The 14,974-nt window shown below is 46.3% G+C and carries 14 protein-coding genes; all 14 read left to right on the top strand.

From position 1 onward, the window contains the following. The first annotated feature begins 59 nt into the window (after window positions 1-59). The 14 genes from lepA to D2910_RS01455 all read left to right on the top strand — a co-directional run bounded on the left by lepA (window position 60) and on the right by D2910_RS01455 (window position 14,918). Complete coding sequence (gene lepA, locus D2910_RS01390; RefSeq protein ID WP_084246173.1) at window positions 60-1,889, top strand: translation elongation factor 4; 1,830 nt, start codon at window positions 60-62, stop codon at window positions 1,887-1,889. Between the two features lie 57 nt (window positions 1,890-1,946). Then, the gene (gene hemW, locus D2910_RS01395) at window positions 1,947-3,086 is read left to right on the top strand and encodes a radical SAM family heme chaperone HemW (RefSeq protein ID WP_117312164.1); all 1,140 of its coding nucleotides are present in this window, start codon (window positions 1,947-1,949) and stop codon (window positions 3,084-3,086) included. Between the two features lie 102 nt (window positions 3,087-3,188). After that, window positions 3,189-4,217: a heat-inducible transcriptional repressor HrcA gene (gene hrcA, locus D2910_RS01400; RefSeq protein ID WP_117312165.1), complete on the top strand. Its 1,029-nt coding sequence runs from the start codon at window positions 3,189-3,191 to the stop codon at window positions 4,215-4,217. Between the two features lie 66 nt (window positions 4,218-4,283). Further along, a complete protein-coding gene (gene grpE, locus D2910_RS01405; protein ID WP_117312575.1) occupies window positions 4,284-4,856 on the top strand; it encodes a nucleotide exchange factor GrpE in 573 nt (190 codons plus the stop codon). 37 nt (window positions 4,857-4,893) lie between these two features. Further along, window positions 4,894-6,729 (top strand): molecular chaperone DnaK, encoded by a 1,836-nt coding sequence (dnaK, locus tag D2910_RS01410; RefSeq protein ID WP_084246167.1) that lies wholly within the window; start codon window positions 4,894-4,896, stop codon window positions 6,727-6,729. A gap of 113 nt (window positions 6,730-6,842) precedes the next feature. Beyond that, window positions 6,843-7,961: a molecular chaperone DnaJ gene (gene dnaJ / locus D2910_RS01415; protein WP_117312166.1), complete on the top strand. Its 1,119-nt coding sequence runs from the start codon at window positions 6,843-6,845 to the stop codon at window positions 7,959-7,961. Window positions 7,962-7,976: 15 nt separating this feature from the next. After that, complete coding sequence (gene prmA, locus D2910_RS01420) at window positions 7,977-8,918, top strand: 50S ribosomal protein L11 methyltransferase (protein ID WP_117312167.1); 942 nt, start codon at window positions 7,977-7,979, stop codon at window positions 8,916-8,918. A 13-nt stretch (window positions 8,919-8,931) separates the two neighbouring features. Continuing rightward, window positions 8,932-9,669: a 16S rRNA (uracil(1498)-N(3))-methyltransferase gene (locus D2910_RS01425; protein ID WP_117312168.1), complete on the top strand. Its 738-nt coding sequence runs from the start codon at window positions 8,932-8,934 to the stop codon at window positions 9,667-9,669. A 100-nt stretch (window positions 9,670-9,769) separates the two neighbouring features. Continuing rightward, entirely contained in the window at window positions 9,770-10,438 is a 669-nt protein-coding gene (gene deoC, locus D2910_RS01430) for a deoxyribose-phosphate aldolase (protein WP_117312169.1), read from the top strand. A gap of 94 nt (window positions 10,439-10,532) precedes the next feature. Then, the gene (gene rpsU / locus D2910_RS01435) at window positions 10,533-10,706 is read left to right on the top strand and encodes a 30S ribosomal protein S21 (protein WP_008431605.1); all 174 of its coding nucleotides are present in this window, start codon (window positions 10,533-10,535) and stop codon (window positions 10,704-10,706) included. Between the two features lie 249 nt (window positions 10,707-10,955). After that, a complete protein-coding gene (locus D2910_RS01440) occupies window positions 10,956-12,284 on the top strand; it encodes an NfeD family protein (protein ID WP_117312170.1) in 1,329 nt (442 codons plus the stop codon). Next, complete coding sequence (floA, locus tag D2910_RS01445; RefSeq protein WP_117312171.1) at window positions 12,285-13,271, top strand: flotillin-like protein FloA; 987 nt, start codon at window positions 12,285-12,287, stop codon at window positions 13,269-13,271. Between the two features lie 30 nt (window positions 13,272-13,301). After that, entirely contained in the window at window positions 13,302-13,766 is a 465-nt protein-coding gene (locus D2910_RS01450; RefSeq protein ID WP_117312172.1) for a hypothetical protein, read from the top strand. A gap of 192 nt (window positions 13,767-13,958) precedes the next feature. After that, the gene (locus D2910_RS01455) at window positions 13,959-14,918 is read left to right on the top strand and encodes a PhoH family protein (RefSeq protein ID WP_117312173.1); all 960 of its coding nucleotides are present in this window, start codon (window positions 13,959-13,961) and stop codon (window positions 14,916-14,918) included. Window positions 14,919-14,974: the final 56 nt, after the last annotated feature.

Genomic DNA, 14,974 nt, shown 5'->3' on the forward strand with positions numbered 1-14,974 from the left:
ATTGCCCAATAGCCATGGTACTGCTATAATTCATAGTAGTTTGTATAGGAGTGTGGACCATGAACCAAGAACAGAGATTAGCGCGTCAAAGCAAAATACGTAATTTTTCGATCATCGCCCATATCGATCACGGAAAATCTACGCTTGCCGACCGTATATTGGAGAGAACGAACGCCCTTACCGCAAGGGAGATGAAAGAGCAGCTGCTGGATTCCATGGATTTGGAAAGGGAACGCGGCATTACGATCAAATTAAACGCTGTCCAGTTGAATTACACAGCAAAAGACGGCGAAACTTATATCATGCATTTAATCGATACACCGGGGCACGTCGATTTCACTTATGAAGTTTCCCGCAGCCTTGCTGCCTGTGAAGGTGCTGTTCTCGTAGTGGACGCAGCACAGGGCATCGAAGCCCAGACATTGGCGAATGTTTATTTGGCGTTGGACAATGATCTGGAAATTCTGCCGGTCATCAATAAAATCGATTTGCCTGCAGCTGATCCTGAGCGCGTGCGCCAGGAAGTGGAAGATGTCATCGGTCTTGACGCATCAGACGCGGTTCTTGCTTCTGCGAAAGCGGGCATCGGAATCGAAGAGATCTTAGAGCAGATCGTTGAAAAAGTGCCGGCTCCGACCGGTGACCCGAGTGCGCCTTTAAAAGCGATGATTTTTGATTCGCTGTACGATCCTTACCGGGGAATCGTTTCCTATGTAAGAATCGTCGAAGGAACTGTCAAACCAGGCGATAAGATTAAAATGATGTCCAGCGATAAAGAGTTCGAAGTGATTGAAGCTGGCGTATTCACGCCGAGAGCAACACTTCGCGAAGAATTGACAGTCGGTGACGTAGGCTACCTGACTGCTGCCATCAAAAATGTGGGGGATGCGCCTGTAGGTGATACGATCACCCACGCGAGAAATCCGGCAGCTGAAGCATTGCCCGGTTACCGTCGCTTGAACCCGATGGTATACTGCGGACTTTATCCGATCGACACCTCAAAATATAATGACTTGCGTGATGCACTTGAAAAATTGGAATTGAATGATGCGGCTTTGCAATTTGAACCGGAATCATCCCAGGCACTCGGCTTCGGCTATCGCTGCGGTTTCCTCGGTTTATTGCACATGGAGATCATCCAGGAACGGATTGAACGTGAATTCAATATCGATTTGATCACGACTGCCCCGAGTGTTATCTATAATGTGCACATGACAGATGAAGAAATCCTGAAAATCGATAACCCCGCAATGATGCCGGATCCTCAAAAGATCAGCTATGTGGAAGAACCTTATGTAAAAGCGACAATTATGGTGCCGAATGATTATGTCGGCGCTGTTATGGAAATATGCCAGAAAAAACGCGGTAATTTCATGACCATGGATTATCTGGACAATTCACGCGTCAGCATCATCTATGAACTGCCGCTTGCAGAAATCGTCTATGATTTCTTCGATCAATTGAAATCGGGAACGAAAGGCTATGCCTCTTTCGATTACGAATTGATCGGCTATAAAGAATCAAAACTTGTGAAAATGGATATCCTTCTGAATTCGGAGCAGGTCGATGCATTAAGTTTCATCGTCCACCGTGATTTCGCTTATGAACGTGGCAAAGTCATCGTCGACAAATTAAAGACGCTGATTCCGAGACAACAATTTGAAGTTCCAATCCAGGCTGCAATCGGTCAGAAAATCGTTGCCCGCCAGACAATCAGTGCGATGCGCAAAAACGTTTTGGCTAAATGTTACGGCGGCGATATTTCACGTAAACGCAAACTTCTTGATAAGCAAAAAGAAGGCAAGAAGCGCATGAAGCAAGTCGGTTCTGTTGAAGTGCCGCAGGAAGCTTTCATGGCGATATTAAAAATGGACGACCAATCAAAATAAACGTAAGGAGGAGGCGGTGTTTTCAGCCTCCTTTTCCTATTAGAAAAGAGGAATAACATGGTAAAGGGATTGTATATCCATATTCCATTCTGCCACCAGATCTGTTTCTACTGTGATTTCAATAAAGTCTTTTTCAAAGACCAGCCAGTCGATGCCTATATCGATTCACTCGGGAAAGAGCTATCCCTATGGAAACAGCAGGGAGCACTCGATCAGCCGCTGGAAACGATATTTCTCGGCGGCGGCACTCCGACGTCATTGGAACCTCGTCAGCTGGAAAAATTGCTTAGCTATATCCATGAATACGTGCCGATGACAAGCGATGTCGAATGGACATCTGAAGCAAATCCTGATGAATTGACATTTGAGAAAATGCAGGTGCTCTTCAATGGTGGAGTCAACCGACTGAGCATGGGTGTCCAGTCTTTCGATGAGGATTTATTGAGGCGCCTGGGCCGCACCCACAGCAATGGAGATGTTGCAAGAGCGGTTGAAGACGCACGTAAAGTAGGCTTTACGAATATCAGTTTTGATTTGATGTACGGTCTGCCAGGGCAGACGATGAAACAATGGGAAGATACGCTTGAACAAGCGTTTGCTTTCGACTTGCCGCATTTCTCGGCGTACTCGTTGATTATTGAGCCGAAGACGGTTTTCTATAATTTGATGACCAAAGGGAAACTGAATACGGTGACCGAAGACCTTGAAGCTGATATGTATGAGAAGCTGATGACTGAAATGAATCAGCGAGGTTTATTGCAATATGAAATTTCGAATTTTGCGCGTGAAGGGATGGAATCACGCCATAACTTGCTGTACTGGGACAACGAGGAATATATCGGAGCTGGAGCCGGTGCACATGGATATGTCCAGGGCATCCGCTATTCGAACCATGGTCCTCTGAAAAAATATATGGAGCCATTGGATTCGGATGAGCGTCCGATTTTGAATTCACATGAAGTTCCGAAGAAAGAGCAGATGGAAGAAGAGATGTTCCTTGGCCTCCGAAAAACTGACGGTGTGTCACTTGAACACTTTGAAACGAAATTCGGAATGGGCATGGAAACTGTATATGGCGAAATTCTGAAGAAAGAAATTGACAGCGAAAATTTAGCTATTGAAAAAGGCCGAGTCAAATTGACGAAGAAGGGCCGTTTCATCGGCAATAACGTATTCGAGCAATTTTTGCTGGCATAGAAATTTGTTGGATGCGCAATCGTTGACAAGGGAAAAGGAATTTGGTAATTTTAGTGTAGTCTTAGCACTCGCACTATAAGAGTGCTAACAGAGGTGATGATCATGTTAACAGAACGGCAACTGCTCATTTTAAAAGTGACGGTGGATGATTATATTCAATCAGCGCAGCCGGTAGGATCAAACCAATTAGCCAAAAAATCCGGAATTTCCTTCAGTTCGGCGACAATCCGGAATGAAATGGCCGACCTGGAAGGAATGGGGTTCCTTGAGAAAACCCATACTTCTTCCGGCCGGATTCCATCTGAACGAGGCTATCGCTATTACGTGGATCATTTACTGACTCCCCGTCCGCTTCCGAAGGAAGATATCATCCAATTACGTTCCATCTTCGAAGATAAAATCAGCGAGACCGAAGAAGTGATCAAACGGTCTGCAATGATTTTGTCTGAATTGACGAATTACACATCAATCCTGCTGGGGCCGGATGTCCGCCGGCACATCGTCAAGAAATTGTCGATCGTGCCGCTGACTACCAATTCCGCAGTCGCAATCATTGTGACGGATTCCGGCCATGTCGAAAATCGGGTCTTTCCGATACCGGAAGGCTTGAATCCTTCCGAAATTGAAAAAATGGTCAATATTTTGAACGAACGCCTTGTAGGCGTCTCGCTCTATGATCTTCATACGCGGCTCGAACAGGAAACGATGATGGTCATGAAACAGCATATGGAGCGTTATGGTGAATTGTTTTCGACTTTCAGGCAAGCGGTCATATTGCCGCGGGAAAAGAATGTCTACTACGGCGGTAAGCTGAATATCCTGAATCAGCCGGATTTCCATGATCTTCATAAGATCAGGAGTCTGATGGATGTCATGGAGGAATCGGAGCATATTCCGATGATCATTCCAGTCGGCAACCAGGGGCTGCACATCCGGATCGGATCGGAAAATGCGCTGTCGGCAATGGAGGACTGTTCTGTTATTACGGTGTCCTACGATATCGGCGAAGAACAGACCGGCTCGATCGCCATCGTCGGCCCGAAAAGGATGGATTATAAGAGGATCGTCTCATTGCTTGATACATTGAGCGGCGATCTCTCCAAAGAGCTGACTCGAATATTTCGGAAATAAAGGAGGAACATCATTTTGTCTAATGAAAAAAAACCTCTAGCAAATGAGGAAGAAACTGCAGCAGACATCGATGAAACAACAACAGGCAAGCAGTCGGATGAAAACGCCGAAAAGACGACTGTTTCATTGAAAGAGGAAACTGAAGAGGCAGTTGAAAGCCGCGATGATCAATCTAATGAAAATGAAGGCGAAGATGAAGTTTCCGTTTTGAAAGATGAACTGGAAGCTGAACAGAACAAATATTTGCGGTTACTGGCGGATTACGACAATTTCAAACGCCGTACGCAGAAAGACCGTGAAATTTCAGCGAAATTCCGTTCGCAGTCCTTGCTGACAGATCTTCTGCCGGTACTTGATAATTTTGAACGCGCTTTGGCCGTGGAAGCCAAAAGCGAAGATGCCGTTTCTATCATGAAAGGCGTCGAAATGGTTCAAAAATCCTTGCTTGAAGCTGTAAAGCGTGAAGGCCTCGAAGAAATCCCTGCTGTCGGTGAACCATTCGATCCGAATTTCCACCAGGCAGTGATGCAGGAAAAAGATGACGATGCAGAACCGGGCACAGTGTTACAGGAATTGCAGAAGGGGTATACCCTTAAAGGCAGAGTCCTTCGTCCGGCAATGGTTAAAGTAAACGAATAATAGCTAAAACGAATAATAGTTAAATGGAGGAATTCAAATGAGTAAAATTATTGGTATTGACTTAGGAACAACAAATTCAGCGGTCGCAGTTCTTGAAGGCGGCGAACCGAAAATCATCCCTAACCCGGAAGGCAACCGTACGACACCATCTGTAGTAGCTTTCAAAAACGGTGAGCGCCAGGTCGGTGAAGTAGCAAAACGCCAGTCAATCACGAATCCGAACACGATCCAGTCTGTTAAACGTTTGATGGGTACACAGGAAAAAGTGACTGCAGAAGGCAAAGAATATACGCCGCAGGAAGTTTCAGCAATGATCCTTCAATACATTAAAGGCTATGCAGAAGAATATCTTGGTGAGAAAGTTTCAAGAGCGGTTATCACAGTACCGGCTTATTTCAATGATGCTGAACGCCAGGCTACAAAAGACGCTGGCCGTATTGCAGGTCTTGAAGTGGAACGCATCATCAACGAACCTACAGCAGCAGCACTTGCATACGGTTTGGATAAAATGGAAACAGATGAAACGATCCTTGTTTATGACCTTGGCGGCGGTACGTTTGACGTATCCATCCTTGAACTTGGCGACGGCGTATTCGAAGTAAAATCGACTGCCGGCGACAACCGTCTTGGCGGCGATGATTTCGATAAAGTGATCATCGATTATCTTGTGCAGGAATTCAAAAAAGAGAACGGCATCGACCTTTCAAAAGACAAAATGGCGACTCAACGTTTGAAAGATGCAGCTGAAAAAGCGAAAAAAGATCTTTCCGGCGTATCTTCTACACAAATTTCATTGCCGTTCATCACTGCCGGCGAATCTGGCCCGCTTCACCTTGAAGTGACAATGAGCCGTGCGAAATTCGACGAGCTGACTTCTTCATTGGTTGAACGCACAATGGGACCAACTCGCCAGGCACTGAAAGATGCAGGAATCTCTGCTTCTGAACTTGACCGTGTCATCCTTGTCGGTGGATCTACTCGTATCCCGGCAGTACAGGAAGCAGTTAAGAAAGAAACAGGCAAAGACCCGCATAAAGGCGTAAACCCGGATGAAGTAGTAGCAATGGGCGCAGCTGTACAAGGTGGCGTATTGACTGGAGACGTTAAAGATGTCGTTCTTCTTGACGTGACTCCATTGTCGCTTGGTATTGAAACAATGGGCGGCGTGTTCACGAAATTGATCGAACGCAATACGACGATCCCGACTTCAAAATCGCAGACATTCTCGACTGCCGCTGACAACCAGCCAGCTGTTGATATCCATGTTTTGCAAGGTGAACGTCCAATGGCTGCAGCCAACAAAACGCTTGGCCGTTTCCAATTGGCTGATATTCCGCCGGCACCGCGCGGCGTACCGCAAATCGAAGTTACTTTCGACATCGATAAAAACGGTATCGTAAGCGTTAAAGCGAAAGACCTTGGAACTCAAAAAGAACAAACGATCACAATCCAGTCGAATACTTCATTGTCAGATGATGAAATCGAACGCATGATCAAAGAAGCTGAAGAAAACGCTGAAGCGGATGCGAAAGTGAAAGAAGAAGTTGAACTTCGCAATGAAGCTGATCAGGCAGTATTCCAAACAGATAAAACAATCGCCGATCTTGGTGAAGTAGTTACTGAAGAAGAGAAGAAACAAGCTGAAGATGCACGCGATGAATTGAAAGCCGCTCTAGAGAGCGACAGCACAGATGACATCCGTGAGAAGAAAGACAAATTGAACGAAATCCTTCAAGGCTTAGCGATGAAAGCTTATGAGCAGGCAGCAGCAGCTCAGCAGGCAGCAGGAGGCGAAGAAGGCGCAGCAGGCGGAAACGACGATATCGTTGATGCAGAATTCGAAGAAGTCAACGACGATAAAGACAAGCAATAAGAAAGACCCGGAAAAGTCAAAGCAAAGCAACATGCTTTGGCTTTTTCAATGTCTTTGCAAGGTCAATTGATACCGTGTACAATTAACGGTGATTGTTAGAGGGAGAGTGACATATGAATAAGCGAGATTATTATGAGGTGCTTGGTGTTTCAAAAACAGCATCCAAGGAAGAAATCAAAAAAGCTTACCGGAAATTATCGAAGCAATTTCACCCGGATATCAATAAAGAAGCAAATGCATCTGAGAAATTCCAGGAAGTGAAAGAAGCATATGAAGTATTGAGTGATGAACAGAAACGCGCGCAATACGATCAATTCGGACATCAGGATCCGAACCAGGGATTCGGCGGCGGTTTTGGCGGAGCGGAAGGTTTCGGTTTCGACGACATCTTCAGCACATTCTTTGGCGGCGGCACAAGACGCCGTGATCCGAATGCGCCGCGTAAAGGCGATGATCTTCAATATTCCATGACTATCGACTTCATGGACGCAGTTTTCGGAAAAGAAACGGAAGTTGAAATTCCGAAAGAGGAAAATTGTGATACGTGTGACGGCTCTGGAGCAAAACCGGGCACGAAGAAAAAAACGTGTCCATACTGCGAAGGTACCGGCCAATTGAACGTGACGCAGGATACGCCTTTTGGACGCATGGTCAACCGCAGAGCTTGCCAGCACTGTGAAGGCACAGGGCAGATCATCGAAGAAAAATGCCCGACATGTAAAGGCGCAGGCAAAGTGCGCAAAGTCAAAAAAATCAAAGTTAGCATTCCGGCAGGCGTTGATGACGGCCAGCAATTGCGCGTCAGCGGACAAGGTGGCCCTGGTTACAACGGCGGACCATCCGGAGACCTTTATGTTGTATTCCGCGTGAAACCGCATAAGGACTTTGAACGTGAAGGCGACGACATCTATCTGGAGTTGGGATTAACTTATCCGCAGGCAGCGCTTGGCGATGAAATCGAAGTGCCGACGGTCCACGGAAAAGTGAAACTGAAAATTCCAGCCGGTACACAAAGTGGCGCACGTTTCCGCCTGAAAGGGAAAGGCGTCAAAAATGTCCATGGTTACGGTATCGGAGATCAGCACGTCATCATCCGTGTGAAAACACCGACGAAACTCAGCGAGAAACAGCGCCAGTTGCTGAGAGAGTTTGCTGAGATCAGTGGAGATATTCCTGAAGAGCAGGAAAGTTCATTATTCGATAAAATCAAACGAACGATCAAAGGCGATTAAAGGAGCTGGTTGCACGTGAAATGGTCAGAACTATCCATCCATACAACGAACGAAGCGATTGAATCCATTTCGAATATTCTGCACGAAGCGGGTGCAAGTGGAGTCGTCATTGAAGATTCGGATGATTTTTCCAAAGAAAGAGAAGATCAATTCGGAGAGATCTGGTCACTTAATGCAGACGACTTCCCGAAAGACGGTGTAATTCTCAAAGCTTATTTGCCGGTCAACAGTTTTTTAGGTGAAACCGTAGAGGCAATTAAACTGGCCGTCAACAATCTCGTCACTTTCGATATCAATATCGGAGCCAATGTGGTGACGATCAGCGAAGTGAACGAAGAAGAGTGGGCAACTGCCTGGAAAAAGTATTACCATCCAGTCAAAATTTCGCAGCGTTTTACGATTGTGCCCACTTGGGAAACTTATAATCCTGTTTCCAGTGACGAATTGATCATTGAACTGGATCCGGGCATGGCATTTGGCACAGGGACGCACCCGACAACAGTCATGAGCCTGCAGGCGCTTGAGAAGACGGTGAAAACCGGGGAACGGGTCATAGACATCGGAACCGGCTCAGGCGTTCTGGCTATCGGCGCAGCTCTGCTCGGTGCCAAGGAAGTTCATGCACTGGATCTTGACGATATCGCAGTAAAAGCTGCGGGCATCAATGTCAAGCTCAATAAAGTGCAGGATAGAGTAACAGTTGCAGGCGGCAATCTTGTTGATACGATTGACGAACCCGGCGACGTGGTAGTGGCGAATATTTTGGCGGAAATCATCATGTCATTTACAGATGATGCCTATAAAGTGGTGAAACCAGGCGGCCATTATATAACTTCCGGCATCATTTCCGCTAAGAAGAATGATGTGAAGGAAGCTTTGGAAGGATCCGGCTTTGTTATTGAGGATATTATGATGATGGAAGACTGGGTTACGATCATTTCAAAAAAACCTGAATGAACGGGGTGCAACGATGCAGCGATATTTTATTGATGGCAAAGTTCCCGACAACCGCATAACTGTAATAACTGGCGATGATGCAAAGCACATCGCCAAAGTTATGCGCCAAACTGCCGGTGACAGCCTGATAGCGGTAATGGAAGGCAAAGCCTATGCAGCCACGATTCTTTCAGCAGACCGTGATGTAGAAGTGCGGCTGGACACGGAAGTTGAAGCGGTTGTAGAAATGCCCAAGCAGGTGACCATTGCCTGTGGGCTGCCCAAAGGCGATAAACTGGAATTGATCGCACAGAAATGCACCGAACTTGGCATGTATGCGATGATTCCGTTTGCGGCAGAAAGATCGATCGTCAAATGGGACGCCGGAAAAAGCGATAAAAAGATTTCCCGTCTGCAGAAAATCGCTAAAGAAGCTGCTGAGCAGTCACATCGTACGCATTTGCCGGTCATACATAACGTCCAAAGCTTTAAGCAATTGCTGGAAGCAGCCGGCTCTTATGACGCGGTGATAGTAGCGTACGAAGAAGAAGCTCGGGCATCAGCACCGGCGCGGTTTGCCGATATTTTAAAAACCATGTATGATAAAAGTACGATATTGATTGTTTTTGGGCCTGAAGGCGGTATATCCGAAAAAGAAGTTTTCAGCCTGAAAAACGCTGGTGCGTTGTTCACTTCACTTGGTCCACGCATCCTGCGAACGGAAACCGCTCCTTTCTATGCATTGTCCGCAATGTCCTATGAATTCGAGTGACCAGGCGGTCCATCAACTCCAATCAATAAAGTCACACACATCCGTCGATTTTCATCAGCGGAATTCTTTAACTAAATCTATCTGAGAACGGAGCATTTTCATGTCAAACATCGCATCTTATATCGACCATACTTTATTGAAACCGGAATCCACGAAAGAACAGGTGATTGAACTTTGCAAGGAAGCGGCGCAATATGAATTTGCATCTGTCTGCGTTAACCCTTCATATGTAGAAACAGCTGCTGCTGAACTGAAGGACAGCAAAGTGAAAGTCTGCACGGTCATCGGTTTCCCGTTAGGAGCTTCGACTTCTGAAACAAAAGCGTTTGAAACGAAAGACGCGATTGCAAAAGGGGCGGAAGAAATCGATATGGTGGTTAACATCGGCGCAATTAAATCCGGTGATTCAGAACTTGTGAAAAATGATATTCAGGCGGTTGTGGAAGCTGCAAAAGGCAAAGCGATCGTTAAAGTGATTATTGAAGCAAGCTTGTTGACTGATGAAGAAAAAGTTTTGGCATCACGCCTTTCAAAAGAAGCCGGAGCTGATTTCGTTAAGACTTCTACAGGATTCTCGACTGGTGGAGCTACAGTGGCTGACGTGAAGCTGATGCGTGAAACAGTCGGCTCTGAACTGGGAGTGAAAGCTTCCGGCGGTGTCAGAAGCCTGGAAGATGTCCAAGCGATGATCGATGCAGGGGCAAGCCGCATTGGCGCTAGCTCGGGTGTCCAGATCATGCAGGGATTGAAATCAGATTCTGATTATTAACTGTTGACTCAGGTTTGAACATACGATATAATTTTTGGTATATAACACTTGTTGTTATTTGCTTCAACGTGTGTTCGGAGGGAGGGAAAAAGAGATGACAAAAACTACCGTTCGTAAAAACGAATCGATTGAAGATGCTCTTCGCCGCTTCAAACGCACTGTTTCTAAATCCGGAACAATGCAAGAGGTTAGAAAGCGCGAGTATTATGATAAGCCGAGCGTGAAACGCAAACTAAAATCAGAAGCTGCGCGTAAACGTAAATTTTAATTGACCCTTACTTTTAAAATGAGACTTTTAAAAATATGAACGATCAGCTGAAACCGGCTGCACATTCTTTGTGCAGCCGGTTTTATTTTTGTGTTCATTTTCATCCTTCCAACCAATTTCCATGGGACAAATAAGCGCAATCTTCGCTATTACGCAATTTTAATTTTATAATAAAATCAGCAGAATATTTGAAACCGATTACATGTTCATTCGTATATAGATAAGCGGAGAAATAAAGGGGTGAGCTCTTTGAGGAAGATGAAAATCTTTACTGCTTTATTGTTGTTTGCCATGGCATTGCTGCTGTTGATACCGGTGTTCCATGCAGACAGCCATTCCGTTTACATAATTCCGGTGGAAGCGGAAGTTGAAAGAGGTCTGCAGGCGTTCATCGACCGCGGTATTGAAGAAGCGGAAGAAGCGGATGCGGGAGCAATCATTTTTGAAATAGATACACCGGGAGGATTCGTCGACGCGGCGGATGGCATAGCCCGTCTCCTGCAGGACACCGACATTGAGACAATTGCGTATATCAACCAGGATGCACTGTCTGCCGGCGCTTTTTTAGCGCTCAATGCTGATGAAATTTACATGCATCCTTCGGCGCGCATGGGCGCAGCGCAAGTCATCGACCAAGCTGGCAATGCGGCTGCTGACAAAGCGGACAGCGCTTGGCGTTCATCCATGGTGAATGCGGCCGAAAGTTCTGACAGAGAAACCGAATATGCTTTGGCGATGGCAGATGCATCCATTGACTTGCCTGAATACAGGGCAGGAGAAGGCGAGCTGCTGACGCTGCGCGCAGGGGAAGCTGAAGAAGTCGGGTATTCCGAAGGAACCGTTTCATCCATCGAGGAATTGCTTGAACTGAAAGGGCTGCAGGACAGTGAACTGGTTTACATCAATGAAACCTTCTCTGAAAATCTTGCCCGTTTTCTGACAAACCCGGTGGTGGTGCCGATCCTGTTATCTGTCGCGATGCTTGGCCTGCTGCTTGAATTATTCACACCAGGTATCGGTGTTCCGGCATTTATCGGTTTGACTTCATTGATGCTGTTCTTCTACGGTCACCTTGTTGCCGGTTTGGCGGGATATGAATCCATAATCCTGTTGGTCATCGGACTCGGTTTGATGATCCTGGAATTTTTTGTGCCAGGCGGTGTAGCGGGGATACTGGGGATTGCAGCAGTACTCGGCAGTATCCTGCTAGCAGGAGGAGATCTTCAGACCACAGCTATCGCAGTATTAATCGCAATGATTGCAGCAACTTCAGGGATGGTGATTCTAGTGAAATTCTTTGGTAAAAGACTCCAATTGTTCAATCGCATCATTCTGTCGGATTCCACCGACACCAAGAGCGGTTATGTATCAACTGCCAACCGGCCGGAACTGATCGGCCAAATGGCAGTGACCGCCACAGAATTACGTCCGTCAGGCACCATCGTTTTCGGTGATGAACGGATTGATGCAGTTTCTGAAGGGCGTTATATCGGCCGCGGCAAAGATGTTAAGATTATCAAGGTAGAAGGTTCACGTATTGTAGTGCGTGAACTGGAGAAAAAAGAGGAGGAAGAATAAATGGGAATTGAAGCAATTGGTTTAGGTGCTGCCATAATAGGCATAATAATTGTACTGGCAATATTCTTCACATTTGTACCGGTGACATTATGGATTTCCGCACTTGCTGCCGGCGTTAAAATCAGCATCTTCACTTTAATTGGGATGAGACTGCGCAGAGTTATCCCTTCGCGTATCGTCAATCCATTGATCAAAGCATCAAAAGCAGGTTTGACAGTGCAGATCAATCAATTGGAGAGCCATTATCTGGCAGGTGGTAACGTAGACCGCGTGGTCAATGCTCTGATCGCGGCACACCGTGCCAATATCGAACTTCCATTCGAACGCGCTGCTGCGATCGACCTTGCAGGCCGTGACGTTTTGGAAGCCGTTCAAATGTCGGTTAACCCGAAAGTCATCGAAACTCCATTTATCGCCGGTGTTGCGATGGACGGAATTGAAGTGAAAGCGAAAGCGCGTATCACAGTGCGCGCCAACATCGACCGCCTGGTCGGTGGTGCGGGTGAAGAAACAATCGTTGCCCGTGTTGGTGAAGGTATCGTTTCCACACTCGGTTCAAGCACGAGCCACAAAAAAGTTCTGGAGAATCCTGATTTGATTTCCCAGACGGTTTTGGGTAAAGGCCTGGATTCCGGTACGGCATTTGAAATTCTGTCCATTGATATCGCGGACGTTGATATCGGTAAGAATATCGGTGCAGAATTGCAGACGGAACAAGCTGAAGCCGATAAGAAAATCGCACAGGCCAAAGCTGAAGAACGCCGTGCAATGGCCGTAGCAAGTGAGCAGGAAATGAAAGCGAAAGTTGTGGAAATGAGAGCGAAAGTTGTGGAAGCAGAGGCAGAAGTGCCGCTCGCAATGTCAGAAGCGCTCCGCTCAGGCAATATTGGAGTCATGGATTATGTAAATTATAAAAACGTACAGGCTGATACAGGTATGCGCGATTCGATTGCGAAAACAAGCACACCTCAGTCCAATGAAGAATAACAGCAACGATCGAAAGAGGGGGTTTGTCACATGGAACCACTCATAGTCGCACTGATACTTATGGCGGTCAGCGCATTTTTCGGCAATAAAAAAAGGGAAGAAGGCGGCTCATCCCCTAAACGTCCGACTGGCAATCAGCCGGATACCAGAGGGCGTGCCCAAGGCGGTTTTAAGCGCATGGAAGATTACGCTAAAGAAATTTATGGTGAATTCCAGGCGCAAATAAACCCTGAAGCCGATAAAAAGGAACAGGTCAAAGAAGTTGCCCGAGAAGTTGTCGAAAGGCATACGAAAAGCAGGCCGGAACGGCAGGCCACTCCGGTAGCCGCTAAAGAAATCGGCGGCAGATTATCGGCTCACCAGAAGCCGGTCCAGCCAGTTCGAAAAGCAGTGGCTGATGAAAATCGCAGTCCTTTTCCTTTAACACAAAGCGAAGCGCAAAAAGCCATTATTCTGGCAGAAGTATTTATGCCGCCTAAAGCAAAGCGCAAGTAAGAAAAAGAGTATCAGCTGAAAAGCCGGTCCGGGAATTTAATCCGGTGCCGGTTTTTCTTTTTTGCATGAATCCACTCATTTTTATTATATATTATTATTATGTAAACATATCGCTGCAATAATATTTTACAGTTATTCCTGTTTAATGATAGAGTTAAATCAGAATAAATAACTCAACCAAGGAGTGTCCGAATGACAGAGAATGAATTATTAGAACTTCATGTGAAAGACCCCAATGAAGCGGTGCTTCTGCTTGGTATATCAGATAACCACATGACATTGATCGAAGAAGCTCTTGATATACAAATTATCACCCGAGGCGAAGTCATTAAACTGTCCGGTTCAGAAGACGGCAAGGCTACCGGCAAGTTATTGATAGAACAATTATTGAAAGTGATCCGGAAAGGCATCAATATCGACCAGCGCGATATCGTGTCCGCTATTGAAATGGCCAAATCGGGTACCATCGAATATTTCGCTGAACTCTATGATGAAGAAATTGCAAGAAACGCTGCAGGAAAAATCATCCGTGCAAAAACAATCGGCCAGCGCCATTATATCCGTGCAATCCGCAGCAAGGACCTGACGTTTGCCATCGGACCGGCAGGAACCGGTAAAACCTATCTGGCGGTTGTTATGGCCGTGCAGGCATTGAAAAACGGCCATGTGAAACGGATCATCCTAACCCGTCCAGCTGTTGAAGCGGGTGAAAGCCTTGGATTCCTTCCAGGGGACTTAAAGGAAAAAGTCGATCCATACTTACGGCCACTTTATGATTCGATGCATGATGTGCTTGGCGTCGAGCAAACTAACCGGTTCATTGAGCGCGGTACAATCGAAGTCGCGCCTCTTGCGTATATGCGCGGCAGAACGCTTGATGAAGCGTTTGTCATTCTAGATGAAGCCCAGAATACCACTAAGGCTCAAATGAAGATGTTCTTGACGCGACTTGGTTTCGGTTCAAAAATGATCATTACCGGAGACAAGACGCAAATCGATTTGCCGCAAGGAGCGGAATCGGGATTGATTGCGACAGAGAAAATCCTTCAGGGAGTCAGCGGCATTCAGTTCATGTACCTTGAAAGCGGGGATGTCGTCCGGCATCCACTGGTTTCCAAAATAATAGATGCATACGAAAACCAGCCGATCTAAGGCTGGTTTTTCTTATTCTTATATGGAATTTAGTAAACATTGGAAATAATTCGGAA

Origin of the sequence: Planomicrobium okeanokoites, from assembly GCF_003428875.1 — a bacterium.
Classification (GTDB): domain Bacteria; phylum Bacillota; class Bacilli; order Bacillales_A; family Planococcaceae; genus Planococcus; species Planococcus okeanokoites.